Annotated in this window: 17 protein-coding genes and 1 pseudogene; 9 read left to right on the top strand and 9 right to left on the bottom strand. The window is 33.8% G+C overall.

All coding sequences use genetic code 11. From position 1 onward, the window contains the following. Window positions 1-2 precede the first annotated feature (2 nt). Window positions 3-383, top strand: coding sequence for a PH domain-containing protein (locus AC3E9W_RS12480; RefSeq protein ID WP_008464535.1), 381 nt, complete (start codon window positions 3-5; stop codon window positions 381-383). Between the two features lie 58 nt (window positions 384-441). Here AC3E9W_RS12480 and AC3E9W_RS12475 read toward each other — a convergent pair whose 3' ends face one another. After that, complete coding sequence (locus AC3E9W_RS12475) at window positions 442-1,317, bottom strand: M48 family metalloprotease (protein WP_488768580.1); 876 nt, start codon at window positions 1,315-1,317, stop codon at window positions 442-444. A gap of 328 nt (window positions 1,318-1,645) precedes the next feature. On the opposite strand from AC3E9W_RS12475, the gene lipA reads away from it, so the two are divergent. The 3 genes from lipA (at window position 1,646) to AC3E9W_RS12460 (ending at window position 5,782) form a co-directional block, all read left to right on the top strand. Beyond that, the gene (lipA, locus tag AC3E9W_RS12470; protein WP_306159260.1) at window positions 1,646-2,512 is read left to right on the top strand and encodes a lipoyl synthase; all 867 of its coding nucleotides are present in this window, start codon (window positions 1,646-1,648) and stop codon (window positions 2,510-2,512) included. 73 nt (window positions 2,513-2,585) lie between these two features. Further along, entirely contained in the window at window positions 2,586-3,584 is a 999-nt protein-coding gene (gene gap, locus AC3E9W_RS12465; RefSeq protein ID WP_456895781.1) for a type I glyceraldehyde-3-phosphate dehydrogenase, read from the top strand. Window positions 3,585-3,610: 26 nt separating this feature from the next. Further along, window positions 3,611-5,782 (top strand): tetratricopeptide repeat-containing hybrid sensor histidine kinase/response regulator, encoded by a 2,172-nt coding sequence (locus tag AC3E9W_RS12460; RefSeq protein WP_488768579.1) that lies wholly within the window; start codon window positions 3,611-3,613, stop codon window positions 5,780-5,782. 12 nt (window positions 5,783-5,794) lie between these two features. Here AC3E9W_RS12460 and lpxK read toward each other — a convergent pair whose 3' ends face one another. Genes lpxK through AC3E9W_RS12445 form a run of 3 tightly spaced genes read right to left on the bottom strand, consistent with a single transcriptional unit; the run spans window position 5,795 to window position 7,327 of the window. After that, the gene (gene lpxK, locus AC3E9W_RS12455; protein WP_488768578.1) at window positions 5,795-6,817 is read right to left on the bottom strand and encodes a tetraacyldisaccharide 4'-kinase; all 1,023 of its coding nucleotides are present in this window, start codon (window positions 6,815-6,817) and stop codon (window positions 5,795-5,797) included. Window positions 6,818-6,821: 4 nt separating this feature from the next. Continuing rightward, the gene (locus tag AC3E9W_RS12450; protein WP_456895775.1) at window positions 6,822-7,103 is read right to left on the bottom strand and encodes a Txe/YoeB family addiction module toxin; all 282 of its coding nucleotides are present in this window, start codon (window positions 7,101-7,103) and stop codon (window positions 6,822-6,824) included. Further along, window positions 7,079-7,327, bottom strand: a complete 249-nt coding sequence (locus tag AC3E9W_RS12445) for a DUF2683 family protein (protein WP_456895773.1) — start codon at window positions 7,325-7,327, stop codon at window positions 7,079-7,081. Before AC3E9W_RS12445 ends, AC3E9W_RS12450 begins: the two co-directional genes overlap by 25 nt. 201 nt (window positions 7,328-7,528) lie before the next feature. Here AC3E9W_RS12445 and AC3E9W_RS12440 point away from each other — a divergent pair, with 201 nt between their 5' ends. The 5 genes and pseudogenes from AC3E9W_RS12440 to rluF all read left to right on the top strand — a co-directional run bounded on the left by AC3E9W_RS12440 (window position 7,529) and on the right by rluF (window position 11,781). Then, window positions 7,529-8,623, top strand: a complete 1,095-nt coding sequence (locus AC3E9W_RS12440; protein ID WP_306159272.1) for a Nif3-like dinuclear metal center hexameric protein — start codon at window positions 7,529-7,531, stop codon at window positions 8,621-8,623. Between the two features lie 3 nt (window positions 8,624-8,626). Continuing rightward, window positions 8,627-9,406, top strand: a complete 780-nt coding sequence (locus tag AC3E9W_RS12435; RefSeq protein WP_091496387.1) for a zinc ribbon domain-containing protein — start codon at window positions 8,627-8,629, stop codon at window positions 9,404-9,406. 159 nt (window positions 9,407-9,565) lie between these two features. After that, window positions 9,566-10,425, top strand: a pseudogene (locus tag AC3E9W_RS12430) (alpha/beta fold hydrolase). 78 nt (window positions 10,426-10,503) lie between these two features. Next, window positions 10,504-10,848 carry an antibiotic biosynthesis monooxygenase family protein gene (locus tag AC3E9W_RS12425; protein ID WP_488768577.1) on the top strand — a complete coding sequence of 115 codons (345 nt, stop codon included), beginning with the start codon at window positions 10,504-10,506 and terminating at the stop codon, window positions 10,846-10,848. Window positions 10,849-10,947: 99 nt separating this feature from the next. Further along, window positions 10,948-11,781, top strand: coding sequence for a 23S rRNA pseudouridine(2604) synthase RluF (gene rluF / locus AC3E9W_RS12420; protein WP_456895764.1), 834 nt, complete (start codon window positions 10,948-10,950; stop codon window positions 11,779-11,781). 41 nt (window positions 11,782-11,822) lie between these two features. Here rluF and AC3E9W_RS12415 read toward each other — a convergent pair whose 3' ends face one another. The 5 genes from AC3E9W_RS12415 to AC3E9W_RS12395 all read right to left on the bottom strand — a co-directional run bounded on the left by AC3E9W_RS12415 (window position 11,823) and on the right by AC3E9W_RS12395 (window position 16,963). Continuing rightward, window positions 11,823-13,223, bottom strand: a complete 1,401-nt coding sequence (locus AC3E9W_RS12415) for a DUF4153 domain-containing protein (RefSeq protein WP_488768576.1) — start codon at window positions 13,221-13,223, stop codon at window positions 11,823-11,825. Between the two features lie 59 nt (window positions 13,224-13,282). Then, window positions 13,283-13,573, bottom strand: coding sequence for a winged helix-turn-helix domain-containing protein (locus tag AC3E9W_RS12410; protein WP_198858408.1), 291 nt, complete (start codon window positions 13,571-13,573; stop codon window positions 13,283-13,285). 4 nt (window positions 13,574-13,577) lie between these two features. Next, window positions 13,578-14,192 carry a hypothetical protein gene (locus AC3E9W_RS12405; protein WP_456895760.1) on the bottom strand — a complete coding sequence of 205 codons (615 nt, stop codon included), beginning with the start codon at window positions 14,190-14,192 and terminating at the stop codon, window positions 13,578-13,580. A 444-nt stretch (window positions 14,193-14,636) separates the two neighbouring features. Continuing rightward, window positions 14,637-15,563, bottom strand: coding sequence for a magnesium transporter CorA family protein (locus tag AC3E9W_RS12400; protein WP_306159284.1), 927 nt, complete (start codon window positions 15,561-15,563; stop codon window positions 14,637-14,639). Window positions 15,564-16,075: 512 nt separating this feature from the next. Continuing rightward, the gene (locus tag AC3E9W_RS12395) at window positions 16,076-16,963 is read right to left on the bottom strand and encodes a bifunctional 5,10-methylenetetrahydrofolate dehydrogenase/5,10-methenyltetrahydrofolate cyclohydrolase (RefSeq protein WP_488768575.1); all 888 of its coding nucleotides are present in this window, start codon (window positions 16,961-16,963) and stop codon (window positions 16,076-16,078) included. Window positions 16,964-17,019: the final 56 nt, after the last annotated feature.

Genomic DNA, 17,019 nt, shown 5'->3' with positions numbered 1-17,019 from the left:
TAATGGGAATATTTTCAGCTATTCTTGGCAATGCAGGTTCTGTAAGTCAGGAAGATTTAATTAAAAAATACGGACAGCTTTTAACGGCTAATGAAGAAATCGAAATGGGTTTTAAACTTATTCGCGATACTTTCATTTTTACAAACAAAAGATTAATCTTAGTTGATGTACAAGGAATTACTGGAAGCAAAACAGAATACAAATCTATTGCTTACAAAAACATTACAAGATTCAGTGTAGAAACTGCCGGAACTTTCGATCTGGATGCTGAATTAAAAATCTGGATTTCGAGCGAACAGCAACCAAGCATCGTAAAACAATTCAACAAATCGGTTAATGTTTATGAAGTGCAAAAGATTCTTGCCTTTCATGTTTTAGGATAAAAAAATAACCCCGTCAGATAAAAATTTGACGGGGTTTATAATTTTCAAGAAACAACTCTTATTTCTTTTTTGCTGTAGTTTTTTTCTTTGTAGTTGTTGTAGCTTTTTTAGTTGTCGTTGCAGGAACGGTGTTTACAATCTTCTGCTGTACATACGGTTTATACAAACCATCTTTTTCTGCTCTTTTTTTCGCGTCATCTGCTCTTTTCTTAGAATCAGGGTGAGAACTCATCATCTGGTCAATAAATGAAGCTTCAGATCCTTCGCTCATTTTAGCTAAAATTCTAAAAGCAGATTCTTCAGCATTCACATCATAGCCGTTTTTCTTCATGAAATTGTAAGCAAATAAATCGGCTTCCGATTCTTGTTTACGGCTATATTTACTGTCAATAATAGCGCTTCCTATTTTCCCAAGCTGGCTGTCTGTAACTGTTGCCACAGTCGCCGATTGAGAAGCTACTCCGTCCATTAAAGCTTCTTTCTGGTAAGCCGCACGAATAGCGTCTCTAGAATCGTTATTGGCTACGTGTCCAATCTCGTGACCGATTACAGCAATTAATTCGTTATCATCCATGATATCCATTAATCCAGAATATACTCGAACGCTTCCGTCTGCCGTTGCAAAAGCATTTACTTCTTTCAATTTATAAACTTTATAATTTAAAGTAAATCCGTCTCCAGATGCATGTTTTCCAAAAACACGGTTTAATCGTATCGCATAACCATCTGTTGGGCCAGCAATTTCGTGCTCTGCATCCAATTTATCTACCGCTTCTTTAGACAGTTTTGCTGCATCGGCATTACTAAAAGTAAAACCGCTAACACCCTTCTGAACTGCTCCAATTGCTTTATCTCCAAAATTAATTTGTGCATTTGTTTTGGTAGAACCAAAAATTGCCAATAAAACTCCTAATACAATAAATTTCTTTTTCATTTTTACTTTTATTAATTTAATAACAAATATACTACAAAAATATCTTCCTATTTCTATGAGAAATCTAGTTTTTTTAACATTTAAAGGTAGAAATTTTAAAGTACTAAAACACAACTCATTGCTATAATTATGCTCAAAATAAATATTCACAAAAAGAAAAACACTTATACAGCAACAAATAATGATTTTAACACAAACATTTAACTGTTTTATTACACATAATTAAAGCGTACATCTACTCATTTTTAGCATCTAATTGCTAAATTAAACCTTAAACAAATCTTCAAATAAACAACATTCCGTATCTTTGTACTTTGAACATTGATATATGGAAACAGTCGCTGAAAATATACCTGCCACAAAACCAAAGTGGTTAAAAGTAAAATTACCTATCGGACAAAAATATACTGAACTTAGAGGTTTAGTTGATAAATATAGTTTAAATACCATTTGTACCTCTGGAAGCTGCCCAAATATGGGAGAATGCTGGGGAGAAGGAACAGCGACTTTTATGATTTTAGGAAACGTTTGTACCCGTTCTTGCGGTTTCTGCGGTGTAAAAACCGGAAGACCAGAAACGGTAGATTGGGACGAACCTGAAAAAGTAGCTCGTTCTATTAAAATCATGAATATCAAACATGCTGTTATTACAAGTGTTGACAGAGACGATATTAAAGACGGTGGTTCTATTATTTGGATGGAAACCGTGAGAGCTATTAGAAGAATGAATCCTCAAACTACTCTAGAAACTTTGATCCCAGACTTTCAAGGAATTGAAAGAAATTTAGATCGTATTGTAGAAGCAAATCCTGAAGTGGTTTCTCACAATATGGAAACCGTACGACGTTTGACTCGTGAAGTTCGTATTCAAGCTAAATATGACAGAAGTTTAGAAGTGCTTCGTTATTTAAAGGAAAAGGGAATTAACAGAACAAAATCTGGAATTATGCTTGGTCTTGGAGAAACTGAAGAAGAAGTTTTCCAGACTATGACCGATTTAAGAAATGCAAATGTTGACGTGGTTACTATTGGGCAATATTTGCAGCCAAGTAAAAAACATCTTCCTGTAAAAGAATTTATCACGCCTGAACAGTTTGCCAGATATGAAAAATTTGGTCTTGAATTAGGTTTTAGACACGTAGAAAGCGGACCTCTTGTTCGTTCATCTTACAAAGCACAAAAACATATTTTATAAAAAGTTTAATTGTTTGATCGTTTAATTGCAAAACCGATTAAACGATTAAACAGTTCAACGAATAAAGAAAAAATTGAAAACAAGAATTGCTATTAATGGATTTGGAAGAATTGGAAGAAATTTATTCCGATTGCTTTTAAATCACCCTGAAATTGAAGTCGTTGCTATAAATGACATTGCAGATAACAAAACCATGTCTCATTTAATAAAATATGACAGTATTCACGGTGTTTTGCCTGCGCAAGTAAGTCATGACGAAAATAGTATTATTGTAGACGGAAAGCATTTTTTCTTTTTTCACGAAAAAAACATTTCAAATATAGACTGGAAATCGCATTCGATTGATATTGTAATCGAATCGACTGGAAAGTACAAAACGCATGAAGAATTAAATGCGCATTTGGAAGCTGGAGCAAAAAAAGTAATTCTTTCGGCTCCATCTGAAGTTGACACTATAAAAACAGTAGTTCTTGGTGTAAACGAACATATTTTGGAAGGTACCGAAGACATCGTTTCGAATGCAAGCTGTACGACAAACAACGCTGCTCCGATGATTAAAATAATCGAAGAATTGTGCGGAATTGAACAGGCATACATTACAACTATACATTCTTTCACGACAGACCAAAGTCTTCATGACCAGCCACATAAGGATTTACGCCGTGCGAGAGGTGCCAGCCAGTCAATTGTTCCAACAACTACTGGTGCAGCTAAGGCATTAACAAAAATTTTTCCTAAATTGCACAATAAAATGGGTGGCTGTGGCATAAGAGTCCCAGTTCCAGACGGTTCATTAACAGACATAACCTTCAATGTAAAACGTGCTGTAAGCATTGAAGAAATAAATAAAGCATTCGAACAAGCCTCAAAAACAAATTTAAAAGGAATATTAGATTATACCGAAGATCCGATTGTTTCGGTTGATGTAATTGGCAACACACATTCTTGTTTATTTGATGCACAGCTAACTTCAGTTATCGATAAAATGGTAAAAGTGGTAGGCTGGTACGATAACGAAATTGGCTATTCATCAAGATTGATCGATTTAATTTTACTAATAAGAGAAAAATAAGGTTCATTGTAAATGCATTGCCATACATGAAATACTATCTTTTTATTGTTGTTTGTTTTTTTAACTCGTTTTTGTATTCTCAAGCTAAAAAGAATACGGATAGCGTGAGCTATTATAACAAGCTTGCCAATTTAAACCTTAACAATAAAAAGTTCAATCAGGCGGTTTATTACACTGAAAAGTCGATTAATTTTTGCGAAGAAAATGGCAAAAAAGAAAATTTGGCCAATCAGACTTTTAAGCTTGGTAAAATTTATTACAATCAAGGAAAATTTGAAGATGCTTTAAAAAACTTCCACAAAACAGTTTCTTTATTCGACACCATAAAACCAAGCTGTACAAAGGCTTTGGCTTTGCATTATATTGGCGTAACGAATACTGCTAAAGGCGACTACAAAACAGCAACCGTTTACTACACCAAAGCGAAGGATTTATTAAAGGAACTGAATATCAATGATAATGGAGAAGTTTTAGATTACCAGAAAGCTTTGGCTTTTAAGTCTAATAAAGATCTCAAATTAGCAGCAAAAACCTTCAAAGCAATAACAAAAAAACCTGATAATGCTACAATCACAAAAACTAAAGTAGATGCTTATTACCAGCTTGGCTTGATCGAAGGACAGCTTAAAAGAAATGACTCTGCTATTATATATTTTGACAAAGCATTAGAATACAATTCTAAAATCAATGATCTTCCAAAGAAATCGAAAATCGTTTTAGCGATAAGCCAATACTACAAACAAAATAAAAATTATGATCTGGCGTATTCTTATTTAGACGAACACTATCAGCTAGAAAATTATCTTTTAAAATTAAAAAATGCTAAAGTTGATTTGGACGAATTCGAAAAATTCAAAAAAAATCAATCTTTAAATAATACTATTAAAAAAGAAAACGAAGAGAAATTTCAGCTTAAAACCTATCGGTATTCTAAGTTAGTGAGTATACTGGCAATTGCTTTAATTTCGATTTTATCGCTGTTGAGTTTGGCTTTATACAAAAACAATATTATTAGAAACCAGAATAATTTACTGCTTCGGGAAAAAAATAAAGAATTGATTTTGGCCAAAAATAAAGCAGAAAAAGCATCTAAAGCGCGATCTGAATTTTTGTCGACTGTAAGCCATGAACTCCGGACGCCGTTGAATGCGATTAACGGAATTACCCATATCCTTCTCGAAGATAAACCGAAGAAAAAGCAATTGAAATACTTAGAGTCTCTGAAATTCTCCGGTAACTATTTAACTACTTTTATTAATGAAATTTTAGAAATTAATAAAATAGATTCGACTAAAGTTGAAGTTGAAAATATCAGCTTTAATTTGAAAGAACTGCTTTTTAATATTCAAAGTTCATTAAAAGAATTGGCAACCGCCAACAAAAACTACTTCAACTTAGAAATAGACAAAGCGATTCCTGATAATTTAATTGGAGATCCTACCAAATTATCTCAGATCATACTGAACTTAATCAACAATGCTTTAAAATTTACCCAAAACGGACATGTAAATGTGATTGCAAAATTGTATTCACAAGAAGGTGAAGAAGCTACGGTATATTTTGAAATTGTTGATACTGGAATTGGAATACCAGAAGACAAACTGCAATCTGTTTTTGAAAGCTTTTCTCAAGGTTCTATCGAAGTAAATAGAAAATACGGTGGAACTGGCCTTGGTTTGACTATTGTAAAAAAATTGATCGAACTTTTAGGAGGCGAAATAAAATTAAAAAGTGAAGTAGGCAAAGGTTCTACCTTTACCTTCAAATTAAATTTTAAAATCAACAACGAACCATTGGAAGTAATCGAAGAAGTAAAACCATATAACGACAACCAATTGAAAAACAAATCTATTTTATTGATTGAGGACAACAAAATCAATCAGATGATTACTCGTAAAATGTTGGAAAACAAAAACATTACTTGCGAGATTGTTGATAATGGAGAAGACGCTGTCGAACTTTTGAAAATCAAGCGATTCGACATGATTCTGATGGACGTTCATCTTCCTGGAATTAACGGAACAACAGCCACTAAATTGATTCGCGAATTTGATAAAGCGACTCCTATTATTGCTTTGACCGCTATTTCGCTTGACGAAAACCGAGATATGCTTTTATCTTTCGGAATGGATGATGTGATTACAAAACCATTTGTTCCAGACGATTTTTACACTACTATTGCTAAGTTTTTCAACTAAGCTTCTAAGATACTAAGGCTCTAAGTTTTTCTTTACGTATTGTAAAATCGTTGCGTCAAAATCTTGCTGATGGTTGATAAAAGAGCTTTTTATGGGCAGATAATACAATTGATCTACTAATTCTGAATCTTTTAAGCGCACATAATCTTTTTCTGTAGTAATTATTTTTCTTCCGTTTGCTTTATTTCTAATGGCATCCAAATCTGCATCAGAAAAATGATGATGGTCTGGAAAAGTCAGACATTCATCGCTTTCATTTTTTAAATAATCAAAAAATGGCTTCGGTTTTGCAATTCCAGCTAAAAGGAGTTTTGATTCTGATTTGATTTCGCTCACTGCAATTTTTTCGTTTTTAGCGTAAACAACCAAATCATAATCTATAAAAGTAAAAAAAACTTGTTGTGAAGCCTTCAACTTCAATTTTGATTTAATTTGAGTTTGTTCTTCTTCGGTTAAAATTTTAGGGCACTTGGTAACAACCACAATATTGGCTCTTTCTGCTCCGCTCCTACTTTCACGTAAATTTCCCGTTGGCAACATAAAATCATCTGCATACAGATCACCATAAGAAGTCAATAAGATATAAAAACCCGCTTTTACTTTTCTGTGTTGATAAGCATCATCAAGCAAAATAATTTCAGGTTTTTCGTTTTGCGAAAGCAATTGCTGAATTCCGTTTGTACGATTGGCATCAACTGCCACCATTACATTTGGGAATTTTTGATAAAACTGAAAAGGTTCATCACCTAGAATTTCGGCATTCGAATTTTCATCAGCCAAAACAAAACCTTCCGATTTTCTTTTGTAACCTCGGCTTAAAGTGGCAATTTTATATTTATCAGATAATAATCGAATGAGATATTCAATTTGTGGTGTTTTTCCAGTTCCTCCAACGCTTAGATTTCCAACCGCAATAACTGGAAAATCAAATGAAGTTGATTTTAAAATTCCTTTATCAAAAAGAATATTACGAATTGTAGTAATGAATCCGTATAAAACGGCGAATGGGAAAAGTATGTAGCGGAGTAATTTCATAAAATTATTTATCTGAATAATGACCCATTGCAGAGATTACAAATACAGTTACAACTTCATCATCTACACGATAAATTAGTCGATCCTTTTGATTAATTCGTCTCGACCATAATCCTGAATATTCATGTTTTAAAGGCTCTGGATTCCCAAAACCTTCATACGGGTTTTCTGTAAGATCTATTAAAATTTTAGCAATATTTTTAATCGAGATTTTATTTCCTGATTTTTTATGCTTCTCGATGTCTTGGTTGGCCATTTTAGTTACTTCAACCCTAAACTTCCCCATATATCATCTGGATTAAGTGTTGTAGTTTCGCCATTTTTAATATTTTCTTCTGCTTTTCTTACTTTCTCAACAAATTCAGCGCTATATACGACTTCTTCCTCATTAACCTGATTATAATTGTCTTCGACAATTTCAATACCTTCAACTCCTTTAAAAAAAGCTTCAAACATAGCCATAAAAGCTTTGCCTGTTTTTGTACGCTCATTTATTTTTATTGTAGCCATGACTTTTAATTTAGAACTACAAATATACGAAAAGTAACACGAGTAACATTGTGTTACCAATGTTACTCGTGTTATTCTATAAAAACACCATCTAGGATTTTAAATTGACCTGATTATTCGTTATTTTGTTAAACTTATCAAGGTTTCTAAATTTTCTAATAAAGACTTGAAACGTTAAACCTTAAACTTGAAACAAAAAAAATGAAAATAAAAGAAATTATCTCGGTTCTTGAAGAAATGGCTCCTTTGGCTTATGCCGAAGATTTTGATAATGTCGGGCTCTTAGTAGGAAATTCTGAAACCGAAAGTACGGGCGTTTTAGTCTGCCACGACGCCTTAGAAAATGTAATTGATGAAGCTGTTTCTAAAAACTGTAATTTGGTGGTTTGCTTCCATCCTATTTTATTTTCGGGAATTAAAAAAATTACGGGTAAAAATTATGTGGAACGTGCTATTCTAAAAGCGATTAAAAATGATATTGCTATTTATGCCGTTCATACCGCGCTTGATAACCATTCGCAAGGTGTAAATAAAATTTTCTGCGATGCTTTAGGATTAATCAATACTAAAGTTTTAGTTCCTAAAAATAATTTCATTCAAAAGTTAGTCACTTTTACAGTTCCTGACAATGCCGATAAAGTTCGAAATGCAATGTTTGAAGCTGGAGCCGGAACTATTGGAAATTATGACAACTGTAGTTTTAATACACAGGGATTTTTTACTTTTCAGGGAAATGAAGATAGCAATCCGGTAATTGGCGAAAAAGGAAAACTTCATACAGGAGAAGAAATCAAGATCGAAGTGGTGTTTGAAAAACATCTTCAATCTCGAATTTTAAAAGCGCTTTTTGCCAATCATATTTACGAAGAAGTAGCTTATGAAATTTATGATTTGAAAAATGTGCATCAAAATATTGGTTTAGGAATGATTGGCGAATTTGAAAATGAAATGGATGAAAAAGAATTTCTTCATTTTGTGAAAGAAAAAATGATTTCTGACGGAATTCGTCATTCTGAATTTTTAGGCAAAAAAATCAAAAAAGTTGCCGTTTTGGGAGGTTCAGGAAGTTTTGCTATAAAAAATGCAATTCAGGCTGGAGCCGACGCTTTTTTGACTGCCGATTTGAAGTACCATCAGTTTTATGAAGCTGAAAATAAGCTACTTTTGGCCGATATTGGTCATTTTGAGAGCGAACGCTATACAAAAAATTATATTGTTGATTATCTTCGAAAAAAAATTCTTAATTTTGCAATCATTTTATCGGAAGAAAATACAAATCCAGTTAAGTACTTATAGAATATGACGAATACGAAAGAATTAAGTGTTGAGGACAAGTTAAGAGCAATATACGATTTACAGCTTATTGACTCTAGAATTGACGAAATCAGAAACGTTAGAGGAGAACTTCCTTTAGAGGTTGAAGATTTGGAAGATGAAGTTGCAGGTTTGAGCACTCGTTCAGAGAAACTGAAAGGTGAACTTGAAGTGATTGAAGAGCAAATCAAAGCAAAGAAAATTGCTATTGAGGAGCATAAAGAGGTTATCAAGAAGTACACAAAACAACAAGAATCTGTTCGTAACAACAGAGAATTTAATTCTTTGACAAAAGAAGTTGAATTTCAAGAATTAGAAATTCAATTGGCTGAAAAGCAAATCAAAGAAATGAAAGCTTCTATCGAGCACAAAAAAGAAGTTATTTCTAACTTAAAAGAAAAACTTGATGCTAAAAGCTCTCATTTAAAACATAAAAAATCTGAATTGGACGCTATTATGGCTGAAACTCAGAAAGAAGAAACTTTCTTAACAGAGAAATCTGCTGAGTATGCTGCACAAATCGAAGACAGATTATTGGCTGCTTACAACAGAATCAGAAGCAGTGTTCGTAACGGATTAGCTGTTGTTTCTATCGAAAGAGGAGCTTCTGCTGGATCTTTCTTTACAATTCCACCACAAACTCAGGTTGAAATTGCTTCAAGAAAGAAAATCATCACTGATGAGCACTCTGGAAGAATCTTAGTCGACACTCAGTTAGCCGAAGAAGAAAAAGAAAAAATGGAACAATTGTTCGCAAAATTCTAAATATCAAGTCCCGATTTAATCGGGACTTTTTTTTGCCACAAATTGCACAAATTTTCACTAATTATATTTTTTTCCGATTAGAATGCGAATAAAAAATTCGTGTTAATTTGTGCAATTCGTGGCAGACCTTTTTTTACCTTTAGAAAAAAAAATTACATTTTGGGAATTAAAAAAGGAATCCGTTTCATTACATTAAAATCTGTTGGAACTTATATTAACTTTCTGAGTTATGTGCGTCCGCAAAAAGCTGTTGAACTTTCGTATGCCCTTTTCAGCCAGCCTCGAATTGGCCGATTACAAAAAGAAAAGCTTCCTAAAGTTTTAAAAAATACCGAAACAGAAATTTTCCACCATAATGAACATCATTTTCAAACCTATATCTGGAAAGGAAATGAAACCAAAATTCTTTTAGTTCACGGCTGGGAAAGCAATTCTCACGCTGGAAAAAAACATTGCCACATCTTCAAAAATCAGGAAGCACAATCATAGCGCTAGACGCACCTGCACACGGACAAAGCAGCGGAAAAGAATTTAATGTGCCTCTTTATGCAGAATTCATCAATAAAGCAGTAGAAAAATATCAGCCAGAAATTATTATCGGACATTCAATTGGCGGTGCTGCCTGCGTTTATCATCAATATTTGTTTCCGAATACGAGTATCAACAAAATGGTGATTTTAGGCGCTCCATCTGAATTAAAAACTTTGATCGATAATTATGTTTCCATGTTGAGTCTGAATACCAAAATGTTTTCACTTTTAGAAAGCAAATTCATGGACCGATTCAATTTTAAACTGGAAGATTTTTCAGGACAGAAATTTGCTTCCCAATTTAATGTATCTGGATTTATCGCTCACGATACTTCTGATAAAATTGTGGCTTTCGCCGAAGGGCAAAAAATCGCCAGCAATTGGAAAAACAGCCAGTTTGTAGAAACAAGCGGTTTAGGTCACGGCATGCATGATGACGAATTGTATGGCAAAGTGATTGAGTTTCTTTTTTTTGAAGGGACAAAGTAACAGAGTGACAAAGACACAAAGTTTTTCTGCATTTAATTCAACTTATAACTCATAATTTATAATTCATAATTCCAAAAGATGATCGCCGTAATTTTTGAAGTCATTCCGAACGAAGGGAAAAAAGAAGAATATCTGGATATTGCAGCCAGTCTAAAACCGGAATTGAGTCATATTGACGGATTTATTTCCATAGAAAGATTCCAAAGTTTAGCTGATCCTGGCAAAATTTTATCTCTTTCTTTTTGGAGAGATGAAGAAAGCATTCAGAAATGGCGAAATCTTGAAATACATCGTCATGCGCAGGCAAAAGGCAGAAATGAAGTTTTTAAAGATTATCATTTACGAATTGCAACTGTGGTTCGCGATTATGGAATGTTTGAGCGCAAAGAAACTCCTGAAGACAGCAAGGAATATCATTCTTAAAACATGCAAAGGTTCAGAGGTTCAAAGGGACAAAGCTTTTGAGCAATCTAAAATCTAAAATCTCAAGTCTAAAATTTAAATTTTCCCTACTTTTGCAGTATGGAAGAAAATTTAAAACGTCTTAATAAATTTATTGGAGAAACGGGTTACTGCTCGCGTCGTGAAGCCGATAAATTGATTGAAGAAGGACGAGTGACAATAAATGGTGCTGTGGCCGAAATGGGAACCAAAGTTTCGCCAGATGATGAAGTACGTATAAACGGTAAATTGATCATTGAAAAAAATGAAAAAATGATTTATCTGGCTTTCAACAAACCAGTTGGAATAGAATGCACCACTAATCTCGAAGTTAAAAACAATATCGTTGATTATATCAATTATCCTAAACGTATTTTCCCAATTGGAAGGTTGGACAAAGCCAGTGAAGGATTGATTTTTATGACGAATGATGGAGATATTGTCAACAAAATTCTTCGCGCAAGAAACAATCACGAAAAAGAATATACCGTTACGGTAAACAAACCAATCACAGAGCGTTTTATTCAAAGAATGGGAAATGGAGTTCCGATTCTGGATACGGTTACTAAAAAGTGTAAAGTAGAGCAGATTAGTAAATTTACTTTTAAAATTATTCTAACGCAGGGATTAAACCGCCAAATTAGAAGAATGTCTGAATATTTGGGTTACGAAGTTACAGCGCTTAAACGTATCCGAATTATTAATATTTCTTTGGATGTCCCTGTTGGCCGTTACAGAGAATTAACGGACGATGAAATCAAAGAACTGAATCAGTTGATTGAGCCTTCTAGTAAAACGGAAGAAGCAAGTTTTCCTAAAGTTGAAGCTCCAACTTCTACTTCCACTCCTACCCGAAGAAAAGCATTTATTTCGAAACATGACCCTCGATTTAAAAAAAGAGGCGATAATAAATAAGAAGAAATCCCATTCGTTTGAATGGGATTCTTGTTTTAAGACTATTTCTTCTTATCCAAAAACTCATAATACAAAGCTTTAGATAAAAAGTTTTCATTCTGATAATTTGAAATTAATTTTTCTCTCATTTCTTCATTATATCCTCCACTCAAATTATTCTTTACAAAATATGCTCTTCGAGCTTCATCATTAAAATTCAAGTCGCTTAAAAAAGTTGGCTCCAGACCTTTGTTTACAGAAATATTATAATTAGTCACTAAATTTCCCCAATTTACATAACTGCACAAAAGAACTGTTCCGTAGAAATACCAAACCATTTGGTTGACTAAATACGCATTTGTTTTTTGTTTCTTTATTTTTAAAAAAGTATAAACCAATCCGATAAGCGAAAGAATTAGAAAAGCATAAACACCTAAACGTTTATAGGTTAAACCAAAAGAAGAAATATATTCTGAGTTTTTTACGAATGTACTTACTATTAAAATTCCGTTTAGAAAGATCCAGATTTTGGCCAGCGTTTTAAGAAGATTTGCTTTCGCATCGAAATTAAACCCTCCTTTGAAATAAAATAAGATTACGCCCACTGCCATCAAAATTGAAAAAATAACTGAATTTACTCTTTCGTGTGTTGCCGCGCTTAACTCTGACATTTTTGCGGCTGTGTCTTTAATTTCAAAAAACTGCTCATAATTATACGTTCCGATGAAAACTAAAAGCATAATATTTAAAAGAACCAAGGTGATCTCGCCACTTTTTCTTTCGAAGTCAAGATCTAAAAATGAAAAGGTATTTTGATTTTTGACTTCTGAAATATTAGTGAATTCATTATTCAATTTTGGGTTGTATTGATAACAGACATCTGGAACCCAATAATTCCAAAAACTGAACGAAATATAAAAGCCTAAAATGCACATTGCGATTAGCTGCGGCATATTGATATCCAATTCATAATCGGTAAACAAAGAAGAGAAATGATCACTTCCGAAAGAATAGACAATAAAGAACAATCCGAGAAAAATTACTGGAATAAGGACAAAGGCTACGAGTTTTTTAGCAAAATCATTATGGATTTTTCGCTCTGGAAGCCATTGGCTAAACATGAAAATTCTCCCTATAGAAGTAAATCCATTTAAGATTATTAAAGGAAATACCTGAATTGTTTTGAGTTCTCGATCTTGTGTTTTGAATTGCAAAAACAGTATTGATAACGCTAAAGCAAAAAATGAAGCTGCGTCTCCATACCACGCAAAGGCGAAACAAGACAATATAGATGTAACTACGAGAACAAGATGCGATCGGTCTACAAACTTTTCTTGGAAGAAATAACTAATTAAAAGCGTCAGTAAAACGCCAAAAATAGAAAGATTGATTCCAACAGATTCGTTGTAAAAAAGTAGGATAAAAACTGCTGTACAAGCAAAGATAATTTGATGTTTTTTCATGATTTTAGAATTTAAAAGTACTTTGTATTTCAAAGTTTTTAGATAAAAAATTTTAGTTTTTAAGATTTCATTAATTTTTCTAGATATGATAAATGCTCTTTAAAAGCAGCGCGCCCTAAATCGGTAACTTGATAAGATGTTTTTGGCTTTTTGCCTACAAATTCTTTTTTTACTTCTATATAACCTGCTTTTTCAAGCGCAGAGGAATGACTTGCTAAATTACCATCGGTGATATTCAAAAGCGCTTTCATCTCGGTAAAATCTACCCAGTCGTTAACCATCAGAACGGACATTATACCCAATCTGACACGGCTTTCAAAATCTTTATTTAGTTTATCAATAATTCCCATTGGGTTATTTGTATTTTTTGAACATCACTAATCCGTATACGATATGCAGGATTCCGAATCCTAAAATCCAGAAAATCAATCCATACCCTATATAAAAAAGTGCAATACATCCTAAAATCAGTTCCGAAAAACCAAGATATTTAATGTCTGAAAATGTATATTTTTCTGCGTTTAAAACGGCTAGTCCGTAAAATATTAAGGTTGATGGCGCGACTAAGCCAAAGTAGCCGTGGTGCATCATTGCCAAACAGAATATTCCGCCAGCAAAAAGCGGCACCGCTAGATTGAACAGCATTTTTTTTGTTGCCGATGTCCAGATTGGCAGATTATATTTTCGGCTTTTTCTAATGGTGAAAAAGATTCCAAATGCAAATGCAAATACTAAAATTGTGATTCCGATCCAGAATAATTCTGAAACTAAATTGGTTGTGTATAATCTATGTTCATCGTTTAGATAATCCATGCCGTTTGCTTTGAACAGCTGGTAAACATAGATTCCGCCAATTAAAGCCGAAAGACCAGCGAAAACTCCTGAAAGTCCGCTTAATGATATAAATCTTGAAGAGCGCTCCATCATGGAACGAATATGTGCTAAATCTTCTTGGTGCTTTTGATTCATAATTAAAGTACTTTGCGGTACAAAGTTATTATTTATTTTGAATTGGCAAATAAAATTTTGGATTTTTTTTAATTGGAAGTTGTTGGGATGGTTTTACCGCAGAGATTCGCAGAGAGATTTTCGCAGAGAAACGCAAAGGTTTTTGCTTTTAGTGTGTAAAGAGTTCACAAAGGTTTGATCGTAGAGACGCACCGCAGTGCGTCTAACTTTTTGTTGGAACGATTATTTTAAAAATAAGAACATGTATTTTCTATTGAAAACGACCGCGTGAGGGATAGGAGCTAGCTACCGAAGTAGCGCGGATAGCCCGACCCCGATGCGTTGAGAGGGCGTGTAAAGACAAAGTATGTTTGCCCTCTCGACGCATCGGGGTCACGCCCAAATAATAAAAACGAAAAAGTCCATTCATCAAGAACGGACTTTTAAATTATTTTTAGTTTGTATTCAAAACCATTTTCTGCGTTTGAACAGCATAACGCCACCAACAGAAAGAATAATGGAAACGAAAAGCAGAATCCAGATTCCGTATTTGCTTTCTTCCAGGCCGTTTGGGACGTTCATTCCGTATAAACTGGCGATTAGTGTTGGAATCATTAAAATGATGGAAATCGAGGTCATTTGCTTCATAATATTATTCATATTATTTGAGATTACAGAGGCGTACGCGTCCATCATTCCAGTCAAGATGTTGCTATAAATATTGGCGGTATCTTGTGCCTGATTAAGCTCGATTTCTACGTCTTCTAGCAATTCTGGATCATAACTGGCTTTGTGCGCTTTAAGATTCTTGATTCTTTGGAATAAAACGTCGTTGGCTTTTAAGGAAGTGATGAAGAATACAAAACATTTTTCGATTTGAAGCAAGGCTTGCAATTCTTCATTTTTGATTGATTTCTCTAAATTATCTTCGGCCAATTTGATTTTTTGGTTAATCTGCTTTAGGTATTTCAAATACCAAACGCTTGAAGACAAAAGCAGTCTTAGAACTAAATTGAAATTGTCTTCGATTTCGATGTTTTTGCGTCTTGAATACTGCACAAAATCGGCTATGATTTCTGTTTTGTAAAAACTGATGGTGACGCAGATATCGTCTTTAAAAATAACTCCGAGCGGTGCAGTTTGAAAAGGGAGTTTGACATCGCTACTTTTTATTGGGATGCGCATGATGATAAGCGTCCAGCCGTGTTCGATTTCGATACGTGGTCTTTCGTCAATATCTTCGATGTCGTTGTAAAAGGCTTCAGGAATCTGAAGTTCTTCTAGTAGATATTTTTTTTCTGATTCTGTAGGCGATTCGATGTGAATCCAGCAATTTGAAATCCATTTTTGAATTTCTACCAATCCGTTGTTGTTTGTGTAAAAGGCTTTCATTTCTAGTAACTACGTGTTTATTGCAGCACCTTGAAATTTCAATTGCTGCTTTTAATTAAATACTAACGAATAATAATCGTCCATTGTGGAGAAGTGTTTTTTAAAGTGTTGCAAAAGTATTCTTTATTTTTAGAAGGAAAAAGTTTAAAGTATTAATAATATATTAAAACAGGCGTTTATGTTTTTTAAACACATAGAATCATAGATATACTAGCCGCGTAAAGGCGTTTTACTAATTTAAATAAACATAGCCCAAGCTATGTGGTAGAAATGAGACGATGATACAATTTGCAACATAGCCCACGGTTTTAACCGTGGGGAACTTAATGTATATACGTTGCGACCCCACGGTTGAAACCGTGGGTTATGCTTGATGATTGGAATTTAATAATCAAAAAAAGATTTTATTTTTCCAAAATGGGTCAAAAATCTATGTTTCTATGTGTTGAAAAATTAGCGCACAAAAAAAGCCCGTTCGATTGAACAGGCTTCAAATATATTTTGAACCAATATTATTGATTTCTTGCGCTTCTCATTTTACGTGCTAAAAGAGTGTTTTTCAAAAGCATTGCAATGGTCATTGGCCCTACTCCACCTGGAACTGGCGTAATGAATGCTGCTTTTTTGCTTACACCGTCAAAATCAACGTCACCTTTGATAACGTATCCTTTTGCGTTTGATGCGTCATCTACACGAGTGATTCCAACGTCGATAACGGTTACTCCGTCTTTAACCATATCTGCTTTTAAAAATTCTGGAACTCCTAAAGCGGTGATAATGATATCGGCGTTTTTAGTAAATTCTGCTAAGTTTTTAGTACGACTATGAGTCAAAGTTACTGTTGAATCTCCAGGATTTCCTTTGCGGCTCATTAAGATACTCATCGGACGGCCTACAATATGGCTTCTTCCGATAACTACTGTGTGTTTTCCTGCAGTTTCTACTTTGTAACGCTCTAACAATTCCATAATTCCAAATGGTGTTGCCGGAATAAAGCTTTCCATTTCAAGAGCCATTCTACCAAAGTTGGTTGGGTGGAAACCATCAACGTCTTTATCTGGATCGATAGCTAATAAAATTTTCTGCTCGTCGATGTGTTTTGGCAAAGGCAGCTGAACGATGTATCCATCAAGATTATCATCTTCATTTAATTCTTTAATTTTTGCCAAAAGTTCCTCTTCTGTAATTGTTTCTGGTAAAGAAACCAAAGTTGAATCAAACCCTATTTCTTGGCATGATTTTACTTTACTTCCTACATAAGTTAAACTTGCTCCATTATTTCCAACTAAAACCGCTGCTAAATGAGGTACTTTTCCTCCTGCATCTTTTATAGATTGAACTTCTACTGCAATTTCGTTTTTAATGTCGTTAGATGTTTTTTTACCGTCTAGTAACTGCATGTGTTTTGTTTGTTGTTTGTTGTTTGCTGTCCTTTTTATTTTCAGGTTTTGTCTTA

The organism is Flavobacterium sp. 38 (assembly GCF_057799715.1).
The sequence above is the reverse complement of the archived record's forward strand: the minus strand, read 5'-3'. Positions and strand labels throughout refer to the sequence as shown.